The organism is Synechococcus sp. JA-2-3B'a(2-13), assembly GCF_000013225.1.
Taxonomy (GTDB): Bacteria; Cyanobacteriota; Cyanobacteriia; order Thermostichales; family Thermostichaceae; genus Thermostichus.
Window position 1 is genome coordinate 2,586,331 of sequence record NC_007776.1, and the last position, 22,206, is coordinate 2,608,536.

The window sequence follows — 22,206 nt, forward strand, 5'->3', positions numbered from 1 at the left end:
TAAAAGGGTATAAAAATCGTGTTTCCGAGGCTTGACCCCAGTGAGGTTTAGAACAAGCAGGTTCATAGTCATTCCAGACTCGATTGAGATACTCCCGCCGCTGCCCAGACGCTCCGCGCCGCTTCCCCCAGCCCCTCCAGAGGGAGAGGGGAGTTAGAGAGCAATGGAACGGAGATGTTTCATTCCTGTTGAAAATGACCATACAGGTGTATCCCATAACCCCTTAGTAGACTGTACTTGAGCCGACGCAATTGGCGGTGACTTTCCACCCAGTAGAACGGCAGGGGCTCTGTACTGCGACAGGTTGATAGACTGATGGGAAATTGATGAGAATATTTGATGAACAGAGAAAACCGCTCTTCTCGGAATCAACCCTTGGTGCCCCGCGGTTTCAAACCTAAGCTGGGTCAGAACTCGGTGGGCAGGGATCCCTTCTTCCAACGCCAGTCCAACCGGCAAAGTCCAGAGGGAATCCGCTTAGCCCCCTATGTGCGCACCTTGCCCTTGGTTGTGGATGCCATGCTGGATTTGGCCCAGGTGGGGAGCGAGGATACTCTCTACGACTTGGGCTGTGGGGATGGCCGCATTCTCATCCGGGCGGCACAGCGCTTTGGCACGCGGGGCGTGGGGGTGGATATCGACCCGGAGCGCATCCTGGAAGCCCAACAGCGGGCCCAAGAAGCCCAAGTTCAGGATCGAGTCACCTTTCTCCAGCAGGATCTGCTCACTCTGGACTTAACCCCGGCGACGGTGGTGAGTTGTTATTTGCTGCCCAGCTCCCACCTGCTGATCCGAGACAAGTTGCGCTCCCAGCTTCGGCCCGGCGCTCGTCTGGTCACCCACTCCTTCGACATGGGGGATTGGCCCCCCACCGCCACCACCACCGTATCGGATGTCATCAACACCTACACCATCTACCTTTGGCGGATCTAACCCTGGGGATCCCAGGCTGTCGCTTCCCCAAAAGCAGCAGAAGGCTGGTGCAGTACAATCCGGTTGCCATCGGGATCCCGAAAATCCACCTCCTGTCCGTGAAAGGCTTGTCGCAGAGGGGAAATGGAGATCTGATAAGCTTCCGCCAACCCCTCCAGTGTTGTCAGGGATCCCTGTAAATCTTGCACCTGCAGGCAGAGGCTCACCGCTGCGGCTTGGGCACCACCATCGAGATGACGGCTGCGATAGAGGCCCAGCCGCAACCCCGGCAGACGAAACTCTACGTACACCGGATCCCCCTCTGTCGGGAGCTGGACTTGGGGAGAGATCCCCAAGAGATCCCGATAGAAGCGTTGTAGACGAGGCAAGTCCAGGGTAGCCACGCTAACCAAGGCACCAGAGAGCTGCATCGCAACCGCCAAAAGACCGGGTTGGTCTATCTTAGCTAAACTGCCGAGAAGCCCCGCGCTGTACCCGCAGGGTGAGCGTCGGGAGGATGTCACTCAGCTCCAACACCACGCGAGTCTGGGTGGCGATGTCGGATCCACCGTCTTGCCCTCCGGATCCAGGGCCAATGTGCCCGAGATGTAGAGGGTATTTTGCCCACCTTCACGCCGGGAGAATAGGGGGCGATGGCCGGATAGCCGGCTGGAGCAATGGCAACCTTAGGCACGAGGGATCCCGAATCACAACAGGATTGCACCTTAGCGGCGAATTCGATCTTCCACAGCTGGCTGGGATACAGCCATAGCCGGTTTCTCTGGAGCAGATTCCCACTCTTCGGGGGAGATTCTCTTGCAGAACTAGACTATAGTAGGTACCAAAGCTTGCTGCTTCTTCCCAAATCAAGACTGGAGCGACTTACCGTGGGGTTCTTCAGCCGATTTTCCCGTGATATGGGCATTGATTTGGGCACTGCCAACACGCTGGTCTACGTGGCCGGGCGAGGCATTGTCCTGCAAGAGCCCTCTGTGGTCGCCATCGACCAAAACACCAAGCAACCCCTGGCTGTGGGGGAAGATGCCAAAAAAATGTTGGGCCGTACCCCCGGCAACATTGTAGCGGTGCGTCCTCTGCGAGATGGGGTGATTGCCGATTTCGACACGGCGGAGATGATGCTAAAACACTTCATCCACCGCGTACACGAGGGCCGGTACCTGATTGCTCCCCGCATTGTGATTGGGATCCCCAGCGGTGTGACCGGGGTGGAGCGACGGGCGGTGATGGAAGCCGCTCTCCAAGCTGGGTCGCGGGAGGTGTATTTGGTGGATGAGCCGGTGGCAGCAGCAATCGGGGCCGGGCTGCCGGTGCAAGAGCCCACTGGGAACATGATCATCGACATTGGCGGCGGCACCACTGAGGTAGCCGTCCTCAGTTTGCAGGGGATCGTGCTGAGCGAGTCCGTGCGGGTAGCGGGAGATGAGCTGAGCGAGGCCATCGCCCAGTACATGAAAAAGGTTCACAACCTCACCATCGGGGAGCGCACCGCTGAAGAGATCAAGATTCGGATTGGCTCCGCCTACCCAATTCAAGAGGAACTGACCATGGAAGTGCGCGGGTTACACCTGCTCTCGGGTTTACCCCGTACCGTCACGGTGAAGAGCACCGAAATTCGCGAGAGCATGGCCGAGCCCCTCTCGGTGATTGTGGAAGCCATTAAGCGCACCCTGGAGCGCACTCCACCGGAATTGGCTGCCGACATCATCGACCGAGGCATCATGCTGGCCGGGGGAGGAGCCTTGCTCAAGGGTCTGGATGCCCTGATCAGCCATGAAACCGGGATCTTGGTTCACATTGCCCCGGATCCCCTCAGTTGTGTGGTGCTGGGTACAGGGCGAGTTCTAGAGGATTTCAAAACCTTGGGTCGAGTGTTGAGCGGCAGCTTCAAGGGCTAGAGGCGCTTCTCCCTCTCCCTGATTTCCTGATTTGAGGTGTGAGTCGAGTGGGTCGGAGAGGTATTGCTTGAATCGGCTACGCCAATGGTGGAGGCGCTACGGCTTGGGGTTACTCCTGTCTGCTTTGGCGATGGGGGTAGCATTGGGCCTGCGCCAAACCCAGGGATCCCTATTGGTGGAATTGTACAGTTGGATCACTGCTCCAGCCCGTCCGCCTGTGGATCCCGCTGCGGTGCTCAGCCAGGCCGCTAACCGTGAGCTGCAAGCCCTGGTAGCCGAGTTGCAGTACCAAAACCGCGAGCTGAAGCGACTGCTGCAATTTACCGAGCAAATGCCCCAAGCGGGGATCCCGGCAGCCGTGGTGGGTCGCAGCGCCGATCACTGGTGGCAACAGCTCACCCTCAGCCGCGGCAGCCGGCATGGAGTCAGGGTGGGAGATGTAGTCATGGCGCCGGGCGGGTTGATCGGGCGAGTCGAGTCGGTCACGCCCAACACCAGCCGAGTGCTCCTGATCAGCGATCCCACCAGCCGTGTTGGGGTGATGTTGAGTCGCAGCCGACACATGGGCATCCTGAGGGGTACGGGCACCCAGAGCGCCATTTTGGATTTTTTCGACAAGGCTCCCAAAGTAGAGGTGGGGGATGTGGTGGTGACCTCGGGCCTGAGCAGCTTTTACCCAGCCGGGGTGGTGGTGGGAACGGTTCGAGCGGTCAACTTGGATGCCAGCCCTGCCCCCCAAGCCACTGTCGAACTGTCGGCGCCGCTGGGCCTCTTGGAATGGGCCTTGATCTACCGCTATGCTCAACCCTCTGATTCTTAAGCTCAAGTCTCACCTCAACTGGGTGGTGACTGCCCTATCAGGATTGCTGGCAGCAGTGGCCCCTTGGTGGCGCGGGCCGGGCTTGGAGCTGGCAGGCTTAACCCCAGATTGGCCCTTGATCTGGGTGGTGTGCTGGAGTGTGCGGCGTAAAGCTTGGCAGGGAGCTGTTGCCGGGGTCACCCTGGGTTTTCTGCAAGATGCGCTGACCAGCCCTTGTCCTACCCATGCGCTGGGGCTGGCCGTAGTCGGGATCCTCACCGCCAAGTTGCAAAAACAACGCTACATGCAAGAAGACTTTATCTCGGTGGCCTTGATCGTTTTTGGTATGGTGGTGATCGCCGAAACCTTGATGGCACTGCAATGGATGTGGCTCGTGGCCTCGCAGGGATCCGATGACCTGGATCCAGCAGGAACGCAAACCTTGCTGGATGGATTGGAGAACTCCCTTCGGTTTTTCGGCAACATTGGTGGCGATGGCCCCCGTTCTCTGGAGAGCATCTGGTGGAACCATCAACGCAATGCCCTCACGTCTGCTATTTTAAGTAGCCTCTGGGCACCCGCTTTGTATTGGCCCCTCAGCCGTTGGTGGCAGTCTCAAGAGCGGGATCCCAGAGAGATTTAGCCCCTGTTTTATGCCAAATCATCCTATCTTTCGGTTAAAACCCAGGTCACAGCAGAGTATGTCCCTTGCCATTTTTGGCAAGAGAGAACTCTCGAGGCGGTGGGAGCCCATTTGCCGGCTCGCTCCGGCATTCTACTTCTTTTGCATTGGCGCTGCGCTGGTCAGAAAAAGCGACGATCTGGAAAACTTCTCGTCGGGGGGGAGCAATTTTGGCCTAAAATGAACCCCAGGACTGGGATATAAGCCCCATCTTTTTCAGACAGCTTTGGGCTAATGTCGCGCATCTCAATCAAAAAGTCAAAAGCATAGGAAGCGCAGGCGACGTCAAGGCTGACCTTGTGGCAACTGCACTTAGAATTTGACTTAGAGCAATCATTGGGAGGGATCCATGCCGCATACAATTGTCACCGATATCTGTGAAGGTGTGGCCGACTGTGTAGAGGCTTGCCCTGTTGCCTGCATCCACCCCGGCGATACCAAAAATGCCAAAGGCACCGACTACTTTTGGATTGAGTTTTCCACCTGCATCGACTGTGGCATCTGTTTACAGGTCTGCCCCGTAGAGGGCGCTATTCTGCCGGAGGAAAAGCCGCATCTGCAGCGAGTGCCCCGCTAATTCCAGGGAAGCATCCCTGGCCACACGCCGGGATTCAACGAGAATTACAATCATTTCAATTCCAACCAGGACGCTGCACCCACACCTAAAGCCCTGGTCGCATCGTCGCGTCAGCGTTGCGGAGCAACAATACGCAGAACCAGAAGGCTTTTCTTGGTAGCCCAGGCGTCTCACCCTAACCTGAAACAACTATAAGCTTTAGCCCAAGGAAGCCAAAGCAACGACGCTGCTGGTCAGCCAGCTCAGGGCCAAGATCCCCCCCAGGAAAGCCAATGGGATCAGGCCCAGCAGCCGCCACCACTCCAAATCCAGCGCTACAGCTACTGCCCGCACCTGCCAAACCACAAACCACAGCAGAGCTGACAAGCCCAGCAGGGATCCCACCACCCCACCCAACGATTGAGCAGGCCCCAGCAGCAGCCACGGCAAACCGGCAAACCCCGTCAAGCACAGCAGCGCTGAAAAGGAAGGGACAGCCCGACCCAAACAAAAGGCCAGCAATTGCAACACAGCCGCCAAACCCACCCAGCCCAGGGATCCCATCAGCACCGCCAGCACCATGCTCGGCAGGCTTACCCCAGAGCGGCGAATCGCATCCAGGACGTTGAGCAGCCCCACCACCCCAAAGGCTTGCCAGAGAACAGGCTGTTCCCGCAACGCCCGAAAGGTGCGCTCCGGCAGAAACCAAGCGCCGTAGATGTTGTCTAACCAGGAACCAAGCATGGCCAGCAACCCGTCAAGCTGTCTTTTATCCTAGCCCTTGGTGAGCACTTGACGGGCACACCCCAAAAATGGGGTATGATTGGGAGAGGATTCTGCGGCGTTGGTGACTGCCGTTATGTTTTTGCGATCTATACCCTTCGACAATTAGGATGGGAAGTGGATGTGAGAGCAGTAGGCCAAACTTGATTTGGAAACTATCGACAATCATCCCCGGTATCCTATACTGGATTTTCCAGGTCGAAAACCACGGTAAAACGGCGCAACAGTATCCTCAAAAAAGCCCTCGAAAGGGGGCCTTTTTGTTGTTTGGATATTGTCGGATATTGTCAATGCTGCAGTTAATGGGTATTGCTCTGGCGCTGGGCTCCATCCTTTAGTCGAGCTTCTGGGCACTGGTCTACGTCTTGCTGCAGGGCAGCCAAGTCTGTCTTTCGCTTGCGGGTCTTGACTTTTGTTGTCGTGAGGTCTGCTCGGCTCAGCCAGCGATAAACGGTTGCACAAGTGACATAACTCCCGCACTCATGCTGACGCAAAGCGCTCCGCGCCGCTAAAGCGAGAGAGTGCGAGCTTCAAGGACTCCGTCCCGCTGACGCGAAAAGGACGGGATGCCCCACCGCCCTGTGCTTGATATCTGTAGCAGCTGCTGTTTTTATCATCGTTTATTTCAGCGGTTCTAGGTTCACGGCAGGTTGACAGCAGCTACGGTTTTTGTTGCCGCCGATCTAGTTAGCTTTGCTAACTCTACCTCAAGTTCTGGGGGAAGTTGCGCCTGTGGAGATTCCTCTGCCGGGGTTGAGTCAAAAGCTCAGCTAGGTAAGGGTCGTAGAAGCAGGAAGCAACCGGTTGTTTAGTTCATCCTAGGGGGTGAAATAAACGACCATGAGTTGCAGAACGGTCAACAGGAGAGTTGCTCCCACCATCAAACTCCCCCAAATCCATACAACCTGTCGCAGCAGTCCCAAGCTTTCCCGCACCACTTGCGGGGTCAAGGGGCGAGCTGGGATCCCCAATTTGGGTTTCACCTTCGGGATCCCCTGATAGAAATTGGTTCCCCCCAATTGGATCTGCAGCCGCCAGGCAAAAGCCGCTTCGCTCCACCCGGAATTGGGGCTGGGATCCGCTTGCGCGTCCTGACGACACCGCTGCCAGAACCCCCAAGGATCCCGGCTGAGCAGCGCCAGCGTGAGCACCGTCAGGCGGCAGGGCAGCCAAGTCAGCCCATCCTCACAGCGGGCCGGCACCGTGCCCAAATGGGTGAAAGGGGGGTGGCGGTAGCCCACCATAGAATCCAGCGTGCTGCTGGCCTTGTAGGCTAGGGCCAAGGGCGCCCCTCCCAAGAAGGCGTAGAACAGAGGGGCAGTTGCTCCGTCGGGAGTATTTTCGGCCACCGTCTCAATCAGCGCCCGCAAAATCTCCGATGCCGTCAGGTGCTCTGTATCCCGCCCCACGTAGCGGCTGAGACGTTGACGGGCCTCCGGCAGATCCTCTTTTTCCAAGGGATCCAACACCTCCAACGTAGCAAAGCGCAGGCTGCGCCCTCCCAGACAACTGGCCATGAGGGTTACCTGCATGAGGATCCCTGCCCAGGGATGGATGGCATTGCCGATGGCGACCAGCCCCCAGCCTATGCCGTAGGATCCCCCCACCAAAGTTAGGGTGAGAACTGCCCCGCCCCACTGTTGTGCTCGCGGAGTTGAGCAGTGCTTGAGGATATAGCCTTGCCCCCAGGCAATAACAGCCCCCATCACCCGCACTGGATGAGGCCAACCCCAGGGATCCGCCAGCAGATAATCCAAAGCCAAAGCTGCCGCCAGCACCAGCCCGGCAGTCGGTTGGGCCGGGAAAAACAGCGATGACTCCATCCCGCCAGCAGGCTCAAACCACAAATCCACTCTCCTGATCCTGAGCCGCCTGCCAGCTCCGAACATCAAAATACAGATCTTCCAAGGTGGTTTCCTCCAGCACCTGCTGCACTTGCCGAGCGATCCGCTTCCACAGGGCTTCCGTCACCCAGTCCAGCCGCTCCGCCGAATACACGGCTGTGGCGTCAGAACTCTCCACAAGAGGATCCAAGGATTCTCCCACTGCCGCCAAAATGGCGCTGATCGGGATCCGCCGCGGCGCCCGTGCCAACCGGTAGCCTCCCTGGGCCCCCCGTTGGGAACAAACCAAGCCGGCCTGGCGCAACTCAATCAGCAACTTTTCCAGGTAGGGAGCTGGGATCCCCTGTCGCTGAGCAATGGCCCGCACCGAAGCCATTTGCCCGGAGCCGAGCATCGCCAGATCCAACAAAGCTTTGATGCTATAGGTGGCCCGCGTTGTCAAGCGCACCGGGATCCCTCTCCGCAGCACTTCTCGATCCTGCCATAGGACTCCGTCCCGCTACCGCGAAAGGACTCCGTCCCGCTACCGCGAAAGGACTCCGTCCCGCTACCGCGAAAGGACTCCGTCCCGCTACCGCGAAAGGACTCCGTCCCGCTACCGCGAAAGGCAGATGCTTGGGTATCGGGGCACCGGCCAAGAGAGGTTAATCTGGGGATCCGAGGCGATCTCTAATTGCTCTAATTGGCTATTGTCTGGTTATCGGCAGCTCAGCCTTGGAGCTCGGGATGGAACACCCCACCGCCAGCCTTTATTTGGTGGCTACCCCCATCGGCAACCGCGAAGACATCACCCTGCGGGCGCTGCGGGTTTTGCGGGAAGTGGACTGGGTGGCGGCAGAAGATACTCGCCACTCCGGCCAGCTTCTTAAACATTTTCAAATCTCCGCCCGCCTCATCAGCTATCACGAGCACAACGCTGCCCAGCGGATCCCGCAACTCCTGAAGTATCTGTCGGCGGGCCAGTCGGTGGCCCTGATCAGCGATGCCGGCACCCCCGCCATTTCCGATCCGGGAGAAGAGCTGGTGCGTGCCTGCATTCAAGCCGGGATCCCGGTGATCCCTGTGCCGGGGCCGGTAGCTGCTGTTGCCGCCTTGACCGCTTCGGGCCTGCCTACAGGACGATTCGTGTTCGAGGGATTTTTACCTCTTAAACCCAGCCAACGACAAGCCCGCCTGCGGCAGTTGGCCCAAGAAGAGCGCACCGTCGTTCTCTATGAAGCCCCCCATCGCCTGCGCCAAACTCTGCAGGATCTGCTGGATCACTGCGGCCCAGAGCGGCAGATCGTGCTGGCGCGGGAGCTGACCAAGCTGTATGAGTCCTTCTGGCGGGGATCCCTGGCAGCAGCTCTGGAGCACTGCGCTGCTCAGCCGCCCCGAGGGGAGTTCACCCTCTTGCTTGAGGGATATGTGGGTGCCGTTCCCAGCCCTAACCCTGCCAGAGGCGGGACGGAGTCCTTGAATGGGCGGGGAGACAGTGAATCGGAAGCGGAAATTCGTCAAGAAATGGCCCGATTGCTGGCCGAAGGCCTGTCCCGGTCTGCAGCCAGCCGCCGGTTGGCCCAGCGTCTGCAGGGATCCCCCATCTGGACGCGGCGCCGCCTTTACAATCTATCCTTGCAGCTTGAGCCGCTCCCCAGTTCTGGCGGGACGGAGTCCTTTTCTGAGTACGTCAGCGCTCCACATTGTTTCCAAGACAACAGCGAGACCGAGTCCTGAGGTGTTCGCGTTAGCGGGACGGAGTCCTATGGCACGGATTTTATTGGTGGACGATGAAGTGGAGTTGGCCGATTCTCTGGCCCAGCAACTGAGGCGAGAGGGCTACACGGTGGACGTGGCCTACACGGGGGGGCGAGCCTGGGAACTGCTGCAAAAGACGGGATCCCTGCCCTACAATCTGCTGGTCTTGGATTGGATGTTGCCGGAGCTCTCCGGGCTTTCCCTCTGTCAGCGGGTACGGCAGGTGGATTGCACCACCCCTATCCTGTTTCTGACGGCCAAAGATACCCTAGACGACCGGGTGGAAGGGCTGGATGCCGGGGCAGATGATTACTTGGTGAAGCCGTTCGAGCTGCGGGAACTGCTGGCGCGGGTGCGGGCCCTCTTGCGGCGAACCACAGGTACTGGAGAAGGGATCCCTCGCCTACAGATAGGGGATTTGGAGCTGGATCGGGAGAACCAGGTGGCCTACCGGCAGGGGCGGATGATCCACCTCTCCCAAAAAGAGTTTCGCCTGCTGGAGTACTTCATGACCCACCCCGGCCAGTTGCTCACCCACGACCAGATCTACGAGCAGGTGTGGGCCGGAGAGGATCCCCCCAGCAGCAACGTCTTGGCAGCCCAGGTGCGCCTGCTGCGGCGCCGCCTCAGGTTGCCCGGGGCAGCAGAATTGATCCACGCCGTCTACGGCAAGGGCTATCGCTTCGGGCCTGTCGCCGGGGATCCCTAGCAGCCGTCCCACCTGTAGATAAAACCAAGGCTCCCCCGAAAAGAAGGAGCCCTGCCGGGTCTGGGGAGCGCTTTCAGTCAGCAATGCCACCAGGGCGTTCCCCCCTTCAACCCTGGGGAGCCCAGTCGCCGCGCTATCGGCAACTCCCCTCTCCTCCTGTGGGAAAGGGGCTGGGGGTGAGGGATCACTTGGACTTGAGCTTCTCCGCTTTCTCGATGGCCTCTTCGATGGTGCCCACCAAGTAGAAGGCTTGCTCCGGCAGATTGTCCAATTCCCCCGACAAAATGCGCTGGAAGCCCTTGATGGTGTCTGCCAATTTCACATACTTGCCGGGGGAGCCAGTGAATACCTCCGCCACGAAGAACGGCTGGGACAGGAAACGCTCGATGCGGCGGGCGCGGGCCACCACCAGCTTGTCCTCTTCCGACAGCTCGTCCAGCCCCAGGATGGCGATGATATCTTGCAGCTCTTTGTAGCGCTGCAGCGTTTGCTTCACTGCCCGGGCGGTGTTGTAGTGCTCTTCGCCCACAATGTCCGCCTGCAGGATGGTGGAAGAGGAATCCAGGGGATCCACCGCCGGATAGATACCCTTGGCTGCCAAGCTGCGGGACAATACCACCGTCGAGTCAAGGTGGGCAAAGGTGGTTGCTGGGGCCGGATCCGTCAAGTCGTCAGCAGGCACATACACCGCCTGCACCGAGGTGATGGATCCCTGCTTGGTAGAGGTGATGCGCTCTTGCAGGTTGCCCATTTCGGTAGCCAAGGTGGGCTGGTAACCCACCGCCGAGGGCATGCGGCCCAACAGCGCCGACACTTCCGACCCGGCCTGCACAAAGCGGAAGATATTGTCGATGAACAGCAGCACGTCCTGCTTGTTAACGTCGCGGAAGTACTCTGCCATGGTCAGGGCAGTCAGGCCAACCCGCATGCGGGCACCCGGTGGCTCGTTCATCTGGCCATAGACCAGCGCCACCTTATCCAGCACGCCGGATTCTTTCATCTCGTTGTAGAGGTCATTGCCCTCGCGGGTGCGCTCTCCCACGCCCGCAAACACCGATAGGCCAGAGTGCTCCTCAGCGATGTTGTGGATCAGCTCCTGGATGAGCACCGTCTTGCCGACGCCGGCACCGCCAAACAGGCCCACCTTGCCCCCCTTTTTGAAGGGGGCCAGCAGGTCAATCACCTTGATGCCGGTTTCAAAGGGCTCTGGCTTAATCGTCAAATCGACAAGTGGAGGCGCACTGCGGTGGATGGGGGCAAATTCTTGGGCTTGAACGGGCTCTCCTTGGTCAACCGGCTCTCCCAGCACATTGAAAATGCGCCCCAGGGTGGGCTGCCCGACCGGCACAGTAATCGGAGCGCCCGTATCCACCACCGGCATGCCCCGCACCAGGCCGTCGGTCGAGGACATGGCCACCGCACGCACGCGGTTATCCCCCAAAAGCTGCTGCACCTCAAAGGTGACGTTAACCTTCAGGCCGCTTTCGGTTGTGCCCTCCACCTTGAGGGCATTGTAGATTTCGGGCAGCTTGCCGCTGGGAAACTCGGCGTCGATCACAGGCCCAATGACCTGAGTGATGTAGCCAACATTGGTGGCAGTAGCGGTGGCAGTAACCATGATTGAGGCTCAGCTCCTTGTGTGCTCAGTTATCGACTCAGCAATGCCGGGTGTAAATCATTATCATCATACAAGGGATCCCAGTTGCTGCCGCACTTTTGCCTGTCCAGCCTATGGGGGATCCCCGGCAGAGTGGGCTTTTCTTCGCTACCCTAGAGCTAGGTAAGACAGGGGGTTGCCAGCGATGAGCCACTACGGAGGCCGTATTGCACAGCTCAGCTCCGTTAGGTTGGGAGGACGGCGTTCCCGCCCGCGTCGGGGCCGGGCCCTACAACTGGGGATCCTCGGCTTTTTGCTGGGGCTGGGGGCGATGGGGGCAGCCTGGTGGTACACCATTGGGCCGCGGCAGACGCTTTCCTTGTATTGGCTGACCAGTGCCGACAACTCCATTTACTATGTGCAGCAAGAGCGCACGGTTCGCGCCTTCGACGCTCAGGAAGCCATCCGCCTGGCTCTGGAGGAGCTGATTGCCGGCCCCAGGGATCCCCACCTTACCAGCGCCATTCCACCCCAGACGCGGGTGTTGGATGTGCGGGTGGAAGGTGACGATATTTTTCTCAATTTTTCCCCAGAGTTTACCCAGGGGGGGGGAGCCACGGCAATGATGAGCCGGGTCACGCAGGTGCTCTACACCGCCACCAGCCAAAACCCCGGCGCCCGGGTTTGGATCTCGGTGGAAGGCCGTGCCCTAGAAGTGCTGGGGGGAGAGGGGCTGATCCTGGATCAACCCCTGACACGGGCCTCGTTTGTGCCCAGCTTTCAGCTGCCAGCGGAGCCGGCAACCCCGAAGGACTCCGCCCCCCTAACGGGGTCGCCAAAGCGTCGCCTAGCGATAACGGCTTCTTGAGACGGAAACCATGAGCTGGTTGCAGCGGGTGGGCAGCAGTTTTCTCCTGGCCGGCCAGGTGATTTTGCATCTGATGCGGGGTCGTATCCATCGCCGCAACACCCTGGATCAGCTTTCGGCGGTGGGTCTGGAGTCGCTGCTGATTGTTTTGATTACGGCGGTGGTGATCAGCGGTGTTTTCACCATCCAGTTGGCGCGGGAGTTCATCAACTTTGGCGCTTCCTCGCTAATTGGGGGGGTTTTGGCGATTGCCCTTGCCCGCGAGCTGACACCGGTGGTGACGGCCGTGATCTTGGCCGGACGGGTGGGATCCGCCTTTGCCGCCGAGCTGGGCACCATGAAGGTCACGGAGCAGATCGACGCTCTGCTGTTGTTACGCACCGATCCGGTGGATTATCTGGTGATCCCGCGGGTGCTGGCTGCGGGGCTGATGCTGCCGGTGCTCACCATCCTCTCCCTGCTGACGGGGCTGGTGGGGGGGATGATCATCTGCGCTTCGGCCTACAACATCTCTCCTGCAGTGTTTCTCAACTCGGCGCAAACCCTTCTGAGCTCCTGGGATTTGCTCGTCTGTTGTTTGAAGGCGATGGTGTTTGGGTCTTTGATCGCCATTGTCGGCTCCAACTGGGGCCTTTCCACCAGCGGGGGAGCCAAGGGGGTGGGTCGCTCCACCACCGATGCAGTGGTTACGGCGCTGCTGGGCGTGTTTGTCACCAACTTCCTTATTTCTTGGCTGTTGTTTCAGGGGCCGGGGAGCGCCCTCAGCCGCGCGTTGTAGCCACTTCTGCTGTCCCGTTAGCGTTGCGGAGCAATAGGGAGAGAGCTAGGATGGGATCCCCTTTCCCTTCAGCGGTGCAGAGCACTTTGCGAGTAGAATTTCAGATTTTCCGACAGTTGCCGCCGGAGCCGCCCCGCTGGCAGTCCTTCTGGCTGGAGACATCCCCTGGCGCCACCATTCTCGATTGCCTCAACCAGATCAAGTGGGAGCAGGATGGCAGCTTGGCCTTCCGCAAAAACTGCCGCAACACCATCTGTGGCAGTTGCGCCATGCGCATCAACGGTAGGGCAGCCTTGGCTTGTGGCCGACATGTGGGCGAAGAGCTGGATCCCCGCAGCCCCCAGCCGCAGCCTATTCGCATCGGCCCTCTGGGAAACCTGCCCGTTCTGCGGGATCTGGTGGTGGATATGCAGCCCTTCTGGAACGATCTCAGCCGGGTGGATCCCTTTGTCAGCACGGCGGGGCGACGCATCCCGGAGCGAGAGTTTTTACAGCTGCCTGCCGAACGGGAGCATCTCAACGCTGCCGGTGGCTGTATTCTCTGCGGAGCCTGCTATTCCGATTGCAATGCCAAAGAGGTGAACCCAGAGTTTGTCGGCCCCCATGCTCTGGCCAGAGCCAACCGCCTCGTCCAAGACAGCCGCGACAGCCAACGGGAACAACGCCTGCAGGCTCTGGATAGCTTGGCTGGTGTCTGGGGCTGTACCCGCTGCTGGAACTGCAACAGCGTCTGCCCGATGGGCGTGGCACCTCTGGATCAAATCACCGAACTCAAACAGGGGATCCTCTCCCGCCCTGTAGACAAGACCGCTGCTCTGCCCACCGACCGTTCCCGCCAGCACGCTGTTCGCGCTATTCGGACGGAGTCCTTGCCCATAGCCATCCGCCACCGCAAGACTCTGGTGCAACTGGTGCGCTCCGGTGGTTGGATAGATGAGCGCCGCTTTGCCCTGCAGGTGGTGGGCCGGGATCCCAAAGGGCTGCTCAGCTTGGTGCCTCTGGGGCTGCGCCTGTTGGTCAGGGGCAAATTTCCCTTTCGCTTCCAGCCCTCTTCAGGGGCGGCGACGGTACGGCGGCTTATCGACACAGTTAGGCAGGAAGGAAGGGATCCCCTCTAGGCTCCAGTTTTGAGGTTGTCTTGGCCGGAAATCAATCTGGCACTCAAAATCCGATCCCCCACTTTGATGTGGCGCAGCACCTCCGTTCCCTCGGTAACGTAGCCGAACACCGCATAGCGGCCATCCATCAGGTTGAGCCCAGCGGGGGTGAGATCCGGTTCGGCCATGAAGATGAAAAACTGGGAAGAAGCGCTGTTGGGATCGTCGGGATAGCGGGCCATGGCCACCGTCCCTTCGGCAGAAAAAGGCAAGGCCGGCTCCACATCCCACAGGCCCATCTGATCAAAAGTTTGGCCGTAGCGGGGCATCACCTCGCCTTTGGCGCGAATCTCCATAGGAATGGTGCGAATTTTTCCGGTGGCGGGATCCACATAGCCATCGGCAGGGCCAGGGGGATCCCCGGCCTGCGCCAGGAAGAAGGTCTCCACCCGGTCAAAGGTCAGGCCATCGTAGAAGCCCCGCTGCACCAAGTCGGCGAAGTTGCCGGCAGTGAGGGGGGCGCTGTAGCCATCCAAGGTGATCACCATGCGCCCAGCGGTGGTGTTTAGCTCCACCTCTGCCCGCCCCAAGAGCTGAGGTTTGTCGGCATACTCAGCAGGCACTGTGTAGGGGAAAGCCCCCACCCAGTTGTTTTCGAGGGATCCCAACTCGTCCACTAGACGGTCGTAGGCAGCGCGGGCCTCTTCTTTGCCTTTGGATTTGCGCTCGCTGGCTTGGCCGATCACCCGCAACTGCTCCCGCAGCGCAGCCATCTGTTCAGAGGCTGGGGTCACCCGATCCGGAGGCAAGCTGGCCAGCAGGGAATCTCCATGGCGATCCAAGAGGTGCTCTACCTGGCGCACATCTCCCCGCACTGCCGACCAGCGGTTGTACTTCAGGTCGGCGTCGATTTTGGAGATGGCTTCATCAACCTCCAGCAGCTTCGTTTCTGAGATGGGTAGCGCCCGCCGCAAGAGGGTACGTGGATCGGTAATGGCATCCCCCTGGGGCAGAGCCAAGGCCGGGATCCCCCAGAGCGCCACCCCGCAGAGCAGAGCAGCTACGTAGAGGCCAATCCGGCAAAGGGATCCCCATTGCCAAAATCCTTGGGCACGCTGCGTCATGGTTCCTACCGACTGCAAAACCACTCCTGTCTCAGCCTGACATCCCACCGTCACAGGCGGCAAGCGCTGTCAAACCTCGATAGATATCTCCACGACTGGCTCACTCCACCTGGGGGAAAGCCGTCATCGCTACGCAACGCTTTTGCGACCGCAATAGCGGGACCAACTTCTCCAAGGGCATGGCTACACGGCTCTGATACATTCACGCTGAACTCCCCTGAACATGGTTCAGGAAAGAAGCGATCGCATCCTGCCTATCTCTGAGCAGGAAGGCGGTATCCCGCAAAGCCCTGAGGAATACCCCCCGAGCGCTTTCCCCCTTCACTTCCCGGCAACCGTTGCGGTGGACTCAAGGATCAGGGGGAAACTTGGTCTACTATATCCCTCTCAATGACTTTTGCCAAACCGCCTAAAGCTCAGTAAATTCAGCAAAGTTCAGGGTTTTGGGGGTTAGAGGCATGCTCCTACCTAGTTGGTTGGCGTCGGTGTTGGCGTCGGTGTTAGTGTCGGGGTAGAGGCAGGAGTGGGTCGAGGTGTCGGAAAGTCCGTCGGTGCAGGAGGTAGAGGCACCGGAATGCGGAGGCGGCAGGGTTGATCCGATTGATCGCCTTCTGGGGCATAGCAAACGCGAATGAGATCTTCCACAAAGCGAAGCTGATTAAAAGTGACATACTCCCATCACTGACCCTACAGGTACAGCGTGGGCTTCGCGCTTCATCGGGGAGCTACTGCAAGAACCCTCCACGCGCAGACACGGGATGTCCCACCGCGTAGCTGTACCAGATTCCGGCAACGCCGTTTTGTACAGCCATGTTGATTATGGCACAGGATATATACGCCTTTCATCCCGACCCTCCTGCTGTTGCAGAGAGTGCGGGGCTTCCCGGCGGTTTAGCTAAGTTGATCCGCAAACCGTGCCAGCACAAAAGTCCCCTCAGTAGCTGCAGCCAGACGCTGTAACTCCAGAAGATTCAAATCGACCCCCAACCCAACCACATACACGGTGAGTTTTTGTCCTCGCTCTCTGGCCAAAGTTGTCAGCTCCTGAGTAGCTTGGTTGATGGAGCGGGTGCTTTCGTTGTCAATCCCATCGGTGAATACCACCAAGCGGCGGTTGAAACGCTCGGTGGGCCGAAAGTCGCTCAAGAAACGCCCGGCTTCTACCGTGGCATCGTAGAGGGCAGTGTTCCCCCCCGGAACAGCGCGCAAAACGCCTCGTCTCAGCAGCTCTTTGTCGCCGGTGAAGTCCTGCAATAGCTGAGCTGTGCGCAGAGGCTGCCCCAGGGCTGTAAGGCCAAAACCTGCCCCCCGGTTGTCAAAGCGCAGAATGGCGCCCAGATCCAGGGGTGCAGGGCGAAATTGATCCAAGAGCCGAAAAACAGCCAGGAAGCGCCGAGATTGGGGATCCAAAACCAGCAAGCTGCCTGAGCCATCCATCAGCACTGCCATGAGCAAAGGCCGCTGAGGCAGATCCGGCGGGGGGTTCTCGATCCGGGTGGGTGTCAGGGTCAAGGTTACCGGCTGCGGGATCCCTAGCAAATCGGTTACCCGGTTTACCTGCAGGCTGACCTGACTGGCAGAGAGCTGGGTTATTGGTTGGGGCGGATCCCCGCCTTGCAAGAGGGCGATGTTGAACTCCATTTCCCCTTGTGTGCCAGAAAAGGAGCGGGTCAGAGCCCCATTGAACGTCAGGCGAGCTTGGGATCCCACAGCAGACGGATCAATGCCTGTACCGCCGGAAGAGCCACAGCCGACAAGGCAGCTTCCCACGAGCACCAGGAGAAGCAGCCAACCAGCTTTTTGGCTTTTTACTTGACCGGGCTGTATTTTTACAGTCATTGCAGCTGCCAGTGCAAGCATAGTGGGGTGGCATGAAAGTAGGGAGTTACAATACCACCCAGTAATTCCGAAAGCTACTGTAGCGCTTGGTGTAGGCGTAGAGATTTTTACTGCAGTTAGAGGATCTCGAGTTCATCTTTTTTCACAATGCGAGCACAGCGGGTCTCAGCTTTGAGCCTAGTAGGGCGGCTAAAGCCTGTCTGCTCCGAGAATTGCTTCGAGATAAAGACCCCTTTGTTTTGCCACTTGTGGCAAGCGTTCTCGCTGACCAATTGTCAAATAAGCCGGCGCTCTCCTCCGTGGCCTATAGTTCATAGCAGCTCATCAGTGCAGGTGTAAGCTCTAAAAGGATCCCCTGGGTGAGGAGGAGAACTGAACATGGCGGCAAAGCAACTCAAGTTCTATTGGAGCCCCCAACACCAGCTCTTTAGCTGCGATGGCGCCAAGTTGGAGGGGCACGGCTACATCCAAACCAACCCCTCCCATGACCTGGTTCACCTGCTCATTGCCGCCAACGGCAACATGCCCTGGCAGCCGGTGGAAAGCCGCGAGCAAACCTGCTTTGCCGAGTACAACGCGGTAATGCTGGAGCATCTGCTGGTGAACTGTTTTAATGCAGGAGCACTGGGATCCCTGCCTGCCCAGCAGATCATCCCAGAGGCGCGGAAGTTCTTGCGGTGGTTTGTTTCAGAACATTACGCCCCTTTTCCGGTGTCTGAAGAAGAGGCTTTTCGTCGCTTTGCCGAGCACCTGGATATTGAGCGCATTGTGCGTTTGTTCCCCTATTTTTACAGTTTGCGAGCTTGGGAATGCTTCAGCCCCGATTACCGCGCCGAGACCTACGATCTGGAGTTCACCTCCGAGGATGATCCCGTTCGAGAGGCCCCGGAATGGGCGGCGGATCCCAACATTTTGGAGACTCAGGAGCTGGTGCGGCAAAAGCTCTCTGAGGCAGTAGCCGAGGCGGGCTCGATCCGGCCCAAACCGGAGCCCGTTTTCCCGCCAACTTCGTCAGCTTCTCCTCTGTCCGATCCCCCAGCCAAGACCAGGCAGAAAAAAACCGGACTCGGCTTCAAGCCTGCCCGTTGATGGATCCCCTCACCCCTTTCCCGCAGGGAGAGGGGAAGACTAATCTGCGCCTTTCACTAGCCGACGAAAGGCCTTTTTGCCCACCTGCAAAATCCGCCCGGCCAGCTCCGAGGCATGGGCAAACTCCAGGTCGGGATCCTCCACCTTTTGCCCATCCAGCCGCACGGCGCCCCCTTGAATCTGCCGACGGGCCTCGGCGGCACTCTTGCACAGGCCACACTCACGCAGGATGTAGCTGAGTTTAACAGGGTAAGACAACCCATCGATGGCAAAGGTGGGGATGGATCCCGTTTCGGCAAGAATACCGTCTAGCACCAGGGCTTGGGCGGTGCGCTGGGCCTCTTCTGCCGCTGCAGGGGAGTGAAACTGGGCCACTAGGGTCTTGGCTAGGAGGATCTGCCGCTGGCGGGGATCCTGCGGCAGCTCGGCAAGGGGCACTGAGGTGAGCAACTCAAAGTAGCGCTCCACCAGGTGATCCGGCACCTTCTCCAGCTTGGAGTACATGGTGAGGGGATCCTCAGTCAGCCCCACGTAGTTGTTTTTGGACTTGGACATTTTCTGGTACCCGTCCAGCCCCTCCAAAAGCGGCACCGTCAGGCAAAACTGCGGCGCTTGGCCCTTCCAAATTTGCAGATCCCGACCGGTGAGCAGGTTAAAGCGCTGGTCGGTTCCCCCCAGTTCTACGTCGGCTGCCAGAGCCACCGAGTCGTAGCCCTGCAGGAGGGGATAGAGAAATTCGTGCAAGTATACCGGCGTCCCGGCTTGGTAGCGCTGGGCAAAGTCTTCTTTGGCCAGCATCTGCCCCACCGTCATCTGGGCCTGGAGTTCGATCAGCTCGCTGAGAGTCAGGTGGGCCAGCCACTCGCTGTTGCGGCGCACCTCCAGCCGGCCAGGGGTCTCAAAATCCAAGATCTTGCCGGCCTGCTCCAAGTAGGTGCGGGCGTTTTCCTCCACTTCTGCCGGGGTGAGGCGGGGACGGGCCTCCGATTGGCCGGTGGGATCCCCTACCAGAGCTGTGAAGTCCCCAATGAGCAAAATGGCCACATGGCCCGCATCCTGAAACTGCCGCAGCTTGCGCAACACCACCGAATGCCCCAGGTGCAGATCCGGTCGGGTGGGATCGATGCCCAGCTTCACCCGCAGGGGACGATCCGCTTGCGCCAAGCGCTCCGCCAGGGCAGCAGCTCCTCCTGGAAAGATCTCGGCCACTCCCCGCTCAACAATTTGGGCTATCAACGGATCCCGGTACGCTGGCGAAACTGAGGCTGACGATATACTCAAATCCTGCTCCTCCGGCTGAACCCATGAGCCATTTTAAGCCCACGCAAAAGATGCTCGATTCTCAACTCAAGATCTTCTCCCCCTAGCCCGGTTGGAGTTGTCGATGGGCAGGGTTGGCCATCCTGCTGCCCCAATAGACGCCGCCCTATAATGGGTCTGGCTTGTTGTTGCTTTGCAACACGGACGTGACAGGGTTTTTGACGTGACCTACGGTCGCAGACCATTGGCCCGCCGGGCGAGAAAGCCGGGGTTGGAGCGTTTCTCCAATTCCCCCTTTTCCCGATCGGGGTTTGACGAGCATGCCGACTATACCCCACCCACCCGCCCCTCCCGGATTGCCCAGGTTGCCGGTGTGGTGGGCAATCTGTTGCTGGGATCCCTGCTCTTGGGATCCACGGCAACGGCTGCCGGATTGGTGGGGCTGGCCATTAGCTTTCGCAACTTGCCGGACGTGCATCAATTGCGGGATTACGTGCCCATTGCCACCACCCACATTGTCGATATTCGGGGCGAGCCCATTGCCAGCCTACACGGGGAGGCCAACCGGGAAGTGATCTCCCTTGAACAGGTCTCGCCGGAGATGAAAAAGGCCTTGCTGGCCATTGAAGACAGCCACTTTTACACCCATCCAGGCATTAATCCGGTCAGCTTGGGCCGGGCGATCCTAGGCAGTGTGGAGGGGGGTATAGGCTCGGCGGGGGGGGGATCCACCCTGACAATGCAGTTGGTCAAGAACCTGTTTTTGAGGCCGGAGCGTACCCTCAGCCGTAAAGTCGCCGAGATCGTGTTGGCGGTGCGCCTAGAACAGGTCTTCAGCAAAGACGAGATCCTGGAGATGTACCTCAACCAGGTGTACTGGGGGCACAATCTCTACGGCATCCAGGCGGCGGCCCGCAGCTACTTCAACAAGGATGCGTCTGAACTGAACTTGGCTGAAGCGGCGATGTTGGCTGGGATCCTGCCGGCCCCGGAAACCCTCAGCCCCTTTCGCAACCTGGAGGGAGCCAAACGGCGGCAACACCTGGTGCTGGATCGTCTGGTGGAGCTGAAGTGGATTACCCCCGAGGAAGCCCAGGCGGCGCGGGAGCAAAAGCTGACCTTAGGCCGCATTACCTCCTTTCAAAGTAACGCCCCAGCAGTTACCGACGCCATTGAGGCGGAGCTGCGGCGCCGCTATGGGGAACAAGCTCTAATGCAAGGAGGTCTGCGGGTTCAGTCCACCATCGATCTGCGTCTGCAGCGCCTTGCCCAGCGCATTGTCAATGAAGATGGCCCCCGCATTGGGGCAGCTCGTCGTGCCGATCAAATGGCTTTGGCGGCAGTGGATCCCCGTACCGGCTATGTGAAAGCCATTGTGGGCGGGATCAACGCTCAGCGGGGCCAATTTAACCGCGCCACCCAGGCGTTTCGCCAAACGGGATCCACCTTTAAGCCCTATGTGTACTACGCGGCTCTGGCCAGCGGGCGCTATTCACCCGGCAGCATCTTGGAAGATACCCCCGTCACCTATCCCGGCTCGCCACCCTACAGCCCGAAAAACTACGACAACACCTTCTATGGCCCCCTCACCTTTGCTCGGGCTTTGGAGCTCTCCCGCAACGTGCCCACGGTCAAGTTGGCCGATGATGTCGGGATCCGCAACGTCATTGCAGCGGCTCAGGCCACGGGTATTACTGCCGAGATGTTCCCCAACTTGGCTACAGCTCTGGGCTCGGCCAGCGTCAGCCCCCTGGAGATGGCGGCCAGCTATGCGGTCTTTGCCAATGGCGGATATCGGGTGGAGCCGACCCTCTTGGCCCAGGTGGTGGATCGCAACGGCCAAATCCTCTTCGAGGCCAGGCCTCAGCCGCAGCGGGTTTTGGATCCCTGGGCGGTGGCTACGCTCAACCAAATCCTCAAAGGGGTAGTGACCCAAGGCACCGGGACGGCGGCTCGTTTGGATGACGGGCGACCCGTGGCCGGTAAAACCGGCACCACCTCCGATTTCCGCGACGCTTGGTTCATCGGCTACGTGCCGCAACTGTCCACCGCCATTTGGATCGGCAACGACAACAACTCTCCCATGCTGCCCGGCACCGCCGGCGGGGCCTTTGTTGCCCCCACCTGGAAGCGCTTTATGACCGAGGCTCTGCAAGGGATCCCACCTCAGGACTTCCCCAGCCCGCATCAATTTCCCCCTCCCCGACCATGACCTACAGCGAAGAGCGGCTGGCGCGTATCGAGCGCACGGTGGAGGCCAATGCCCAGGCCATCGCCCAACTGACCCGACAGAACCAAGAGGTGCTGCAAACCATTGCCGGCACCGAGGAGCGCATTGCCAGGGCCGAGGAGCGCATTGCCAGAGCCGAGGAACGCATTGCTGGCGCCGAAGAACGTCTGGAGGCCGAGGTCAAACGGTGGGACGAGCGGTTTTTCCAGCTCAGCCGCGATACCCTCAACTTCACCCGCAATGTAGTGACCATCGCCGCCATCACGGCTGTTTTGATCCCCCTGCTCAGGGATGTCGCTCCCCTGCTGATCGAGCTGCTGCGGGAGGGATCCCGTTAGCCCTCTGTAGCTGGGACATCTCGCTTTTCCAACCGCTGGCCAACAAGT

22 protein-coding genes are annotated in these 22,206 nt (G+C 59.4%); 13 read left to right on the forward strand and 9 right to left on the reverse strand.

Going from position 1 to position 22,206, the window contains the following annotated elements:
* Positions 1-339 precede the first annotated feature (339 nt).
* Entirely contained in the window at positions 340-933 is a 594-nt protein-coding gene (locus CYB_RS11835; RefSeq protein WP_011434050.1) for an SAM-dependent methyltransferase, read from the forward strand.
* On the opposite strand, the gene CYB_RS11840 is transcribed toward CYB_RS11835, so the two are convergent.
* A complete protein-coding gene (locus CYB_RS11840) occupies positions 930-1,343 on the reverse strand; it encodes a VOC family protein (protein ID WP_041436762.1) in 414 nt (137 codons plus the stop codon). The genes CYB_RS11835 and CYB_RS11840 overlap by 4 nt on opposite strands.
* Before the next feature lie 456 nt (positions 1,344-1,799).
* Here CYB_RS11840 and CYB_RS11845 point away from each other — a divergent pair, with 456 nt between their 5' ends.
* The 4 genes from CYB_RS11845 to CYB_RS11865 all read left to right on the forward strand — a co-directional run bounded on the left by CYB_RS11845 (position 1,800) and on the right by CYB_RS11865 (position 4,886).
* Positions 1,800-2,828 (forward strand): rod shape-determining protein, encoded by a 1,029-nt coding sequence (locus CYB_RS11845; RefSeq protein WP_011434052.1) that lies wholly within the window; start codon positions 1,800-1,802, stop codon positions 2,826-2,828.
* A gap of 67 nt (positions 2,829-2,895) precedes the next feature.
* Complete coding sequence (gene mreC / locus CYB_RS11850) at positions 2,896-3,648, forward strand: rod shape-determining protein MreC (protein WP_011434053.1); 753 nt, start codon at positions 2,896-2,898, stop codon at positions 3,646-3,648.
* Positions 3,626-4,270 (forward strand): rod shape-determining protein MreD, encoded by a 645-nt coding sequence (gene mreD, locus CYB_RS11855; RefSeq protein ID WP_011434054.1) that lies wholly within the window; start codon positions 3,626-3,628, stop codon positions 4,268-4,270. Before mreC ends, mreD begins: the two co-directional genes overlap by 23 nt.
* Before the next feature lie 388 nt (positions 4,271-4,658).
* The gene (locus CYB_RS11865; RefSeq protein ID WP_011434056.1) at positions 4,659-4,886 is read left to right on the forward strand and encodes an indolepyruvate ferredoxin oxidoreductase subunit alpha; all 228 of its coding nucleotides are present in this window, start codon (positions 4,659-4,661) and stop codon (positions 4,884-4,886) included.
* A gap of 198 nt (positions 4,887-5,084) precedes the next feature.
* Here the strand turns inward: CYB_RS11865 and CYB_RS11870 are convergent, their stop codons facing one another.
* The 4 genes from CYB_RS11870 to CYB_RS11885 form a co-directional block, all read right to left on the reverse strand.
* Positions 5,085-5,609: a YIP1 family protein gene (locus tag CYB_RS11870; RefSeq protein ID WP_041436767.1), complete on the reverse strand. Its 525-nt coding sequence runs from the start codon at positions 5,607-5,609 to the stop codon at positions 5,085-5,087.
* A gap of 338 nt (positions 5,610-5,947) precedes the next feature.
* Complete coding sequence (locus CYB_RS15720) at positions 5,948-6,142, reverse strand: IS630 transposase-related protein (RefSeq protein ID WP_071818172.1); 195 nt, start codon at positions 6,140-6,142, stop codon at positions 5,948-5,950.
* A 324-nt stretch (positions 6,143-6,466) separates the two neighbouring features.
* Positions 6,467-7,495: an adenosylcobinamide-phosphate synthase CbiB gene (gene cbiB, locus CYB_RS11880; protein ID WP_238376790.1), complete on the reverse strand. Its 1,029-nt coding sequence runs from the start codon at positions 7,493-7,495 to the stop codon at positions 6,467-6,469.
* Complete coding sequence (locus tag CYB_RS11885; protein ID WP_011434059.1) at positions 7,485-7,940, reverse strand: Rrf2 family transcriptional regulator; 456 nt, start codon at positions 7,938-7,940, stop codon at positions 7,485-7,487. The genes cbiB and CYB_RS11885 overlap by 11 nt, the downstream gene beginning before the upstream one ends.
* A gap of 278 nt (positions 7,941-8,218) precedes the next feature.
* Here CYB_RS11885 and rsmI point away from each other — a divergent pair, with 278 nt between their 5' ends.
* Complete coding sequence (rsmI, locus tag CYB_RS11890) at positions 8,219-9,208, forward strand: 16S rRNA (cytidine(1402)-2'-O)-methyltransferase (protein WP_011434060.1); 990 nt, start codon at positions 8,219-8,221, stop codon at positions 9,206-9,208.
* Between the two features lie 28 nt (positions 9,209-9,236).
* Positions 9,237-9,938, forward strand: a complete 702-nt coding sequence (gene rppA / locus CYB_RS11895) for a two-component system response regulator RppA (RefSeq protein WP_011434061.1) — start codon at positions 9,237-9,239, stop codon at positions 9,936-9,938.
* Between the two features lie 184 nt (positions 9,939-10,122).
* Here rppA and atpD read toward each other — a convergent pair whose 3' ends face one another.
* The gene (gene atpD, locus CYB_RS11900) at positions 10,123-11,556 is read right to left on the reverse strand and encodes a F0F1 ATP synthase subunit beta (RefSeq protein ID WP_011434062.1); all 1,434 of its coding nucleotides are present in this window, start codon (positions 11,554-11,556) and stop codon (positions 10,123-10,125) included.
* A 184-nt stretch (positions 11,557-11,740) separates the two neighbouring features.
* Here atpD and CYB_RS14135 point away from each other — a divergent pair, with 184 nt between their 5' ends.
* The 3 genes from CYB_RS14135 to CYB_RS11915 all read left to right on the forward strand — a co-directional run bounded on the left by CYB_RS14135 (position 11,741) and on the right by CYB_RS11915 (position 14,299).
* Positions 11,741-12,403 carry a GerMN domain-containing protein gene (locus CYB_RS14135; RefSeq protein ID WP_011434063.1) on the forward strand — a complete coding sequence of 221 codons (663 nt, stop codon included), beginning with the start codon at positions 11,741-11,743 and terminating at the stop codon, positions 12,401-12,403.
* Positions 12,404-12,413: 10 nt separating this feature from the next.
* Entirely contained in the window at positions 12,414-13,181 is a 768-nt protein-coding gene (locus tag CYB_RS11910) for an MlaE family lipid ABC transporter permease subunit (RefSeq protein WP_041436771.1), read from the forward strand.
* Positions 13,182-13,267: 86 nt separating this feature from the next.
* On the forward strand, positions 13,268-14,299 hold the full coding sequence (locus CYB_RS11915) for a succinate dehydrogenase/fumarate reductase iron-sulfur subunit (RefSeq protein ID WP_011434066.1): 1,032 nt from the start codon (positions 13,268-13,270) through the stop codon (positions 14,297-14,299).
* Here the strand turns inward: CYB_RS11915 and CYB_RS11920 are convergent.
* Both CYB_RS11920 and CYB_RS11925 read right to left on the reverse strand, forming a co-directional pair.
* The gene (locus tag CYB_RS11920; RefSeq protein WP_011434067.1) at positions 14,296-15,402 is read right to left on the reverse strand and encodes a peptidylprolyl isomerase; all 1,107 of its coding nucleotides are present in this window, start codon (positions 15,400-15,402) and stop codon (positions 14,296-14,298) included. The two genes, CYB_RS11915 and CYB_RS11920, sit on opposite strands and share 4 nt — an antisense overlap.
* An 891-nt stretch (positions 15,403-16,293) precedes the next feature.
* The gene (locus tag CYB_RS11925; protein WP_187147239.1) at positions 16,294-17,172 is read right to left on the reverse strand and encodes a vWA domain-containing protein; all 879 of its coding nucleotides are present in this window, start codon (positions 17,170-17,172) and stop codon (positions 16,294-16,296) included.
* A gap of 447 nt (positions 17,173-17,619) precedes the next feature.
* Between CYB_RS11925 and CYB_RS11930 the strand changes: the two genes are divergently transcribed.
* On the forward strand, positions 17,620-18,330 hold the full coding sequence (locus CYB_RS11930) for a hypothetical protein (RefSeq protein WP_011434070.1): 711 nt from the start codon (positions 17,620-17,622) through the stop codon (positions 18,328-18,330).
* Positions 18,331-18,369: 39 nt separating this feature from the next.
* Here CYB_RS11930 and tyrS read toward each other — a convergent pair whose 3' ends face one another.
* The gene (tyrS, locus tag CYB_RS11935) at positions 18,370-19,566 is read right to left on the reverse strand and encodes a tyrosine--tRNA ligase (protein WP_369791775.1); all 1,197 of its coding nucleotides are present in this window, start codon (positions 19,564-19,566) and stop codon (positions 18,370-18,372) included.
* Between the two features lie 247 nt (positions 19,567-19,813).
* Here tyrS and CYB_RS11940 point away from each other — a divergent pair, with 247 nt between their 5' ends.
* Complete coding sequence (locus CYB_RS11940; RefSeq protein ID WP_148202768.1) at positions 19,814-21,802, forward strand: transglycosylase domain-containing protein; 1,989 nt, start codon at positions 19,814-19,816, stop codon at positions 21,800-21,802.
* Positions 21,799-22,158, forward strand: coding sequence for a hypothetical protein (locus CYB_RS11945; RefSeq protein WP_011434073.1), 360 nt, complete (start codon positions 21,799-21,801; stop codon positions 22,156-22,158). The genes CYB_RS11940 and CYB_RS11945 overlap by 4 nt, the downstream gene beginning before the upstream one ends.
* Positions 22,159-22,206: the final 48 nt, after the last annotated feature.

What these genes read in the sequence shown, in the direction of transcription:
- CYB_RS11835 (WP_011434050.1), top strand. Translation starts at nt 340, where the DNA reads ATGAACAGAGAAAACCGCTCTTCTCGGAATCAACCCTTGGTGCCCCGC.
- CYB_RS11840 (WP_041436762.1), bottom strand. Translation starts at nt 1,343, where the DNA reads ATGCAGCTCTCTGGTGCCTTGGTTAGCGTGGCTACCCTGGACTTGCCT.
- mreD (WP_011434054.1), top strand. Translation starts at nt 3,626, where the DNA reads ATGCTCAACCCTCTGATTCTTAAGCTCAAGTCTCACCTCAACTGGGTG.
- CYB_RS11865 (WP_011434056.1), top strand. Translation starts at nt 4,659, where the DNA reads ATGCCGCATACAATTGTCACCGATATCTGTGAAGGTGTGGCCGACTGT.
- CYB_RS11870 (WP_041436767.1), bottom strand. Translation starts at nt 5,609, where the DNA reads ATGCTTGGTTCCTGGTTAGACAACATCTACGGCGCTTGGTTTCTGCCG.
- rsmI (WP_011434060.1), top strand. Translation starts at nt 8,219, where the DNA reads ATGGAACACCCCACCGCCAGCCTTTATTTGGTGGCTACCCCCATCGGC.
- rppA (WP_011434061.1), top strand. Translation starts at nt 9,237, where the DNA reads ATGGCACGGATTTTATTGGTGGACGATGAAGTGGAGTTGGCCGATTCT.
- atpD (WP_011434062.1), bottom strand. Translation starts at nt 11,556, where the DNA reads ATGGTTACTGCCACCGCTACTGCCACCAATGTTGGCTACATCACTCAG.
- CYB_RS14135 (WP_011434063.1), top strand. Translation starts at nt 11,741, where the DNA reads ATGAGCCACTACGGAGGCCGTATTGCACAGCTCAGCTCCGTTAGGTTG.
- CYB_RS11910 (WP_041436771.1), top strand. Translation starts at nt 12,414, where the DNA reads ATGAGCTGGTTGCAGCGGGTGGGCAGCAGTTTTCTCCTGGCCGGCCAG.
- CYB_RS11920 (WP_011434067.1), bottom strand. Translation starts at nt 15,402, where the DNA reads ATGACGCAGCGTGCCCAAGGATTTTGGCAATGGGGATCCCTTTGCCGG.
- CYB_RS11930 (WP_011434070.1), top strand. Translation starts at nt 17,620, where the DNA reads ATGGCGGCAAAGCAACTCAAGTTCTATTGGAGCCCCCAACACCAGCTC.
- CYB_RS11945 (WP_011434073.1), top strand. Translation starts at nt 21,799, where the DNA reads ATGACCTACAGCGAAGAGCGGCTGGCGCGTATCGAGCGCACGGTGGAG.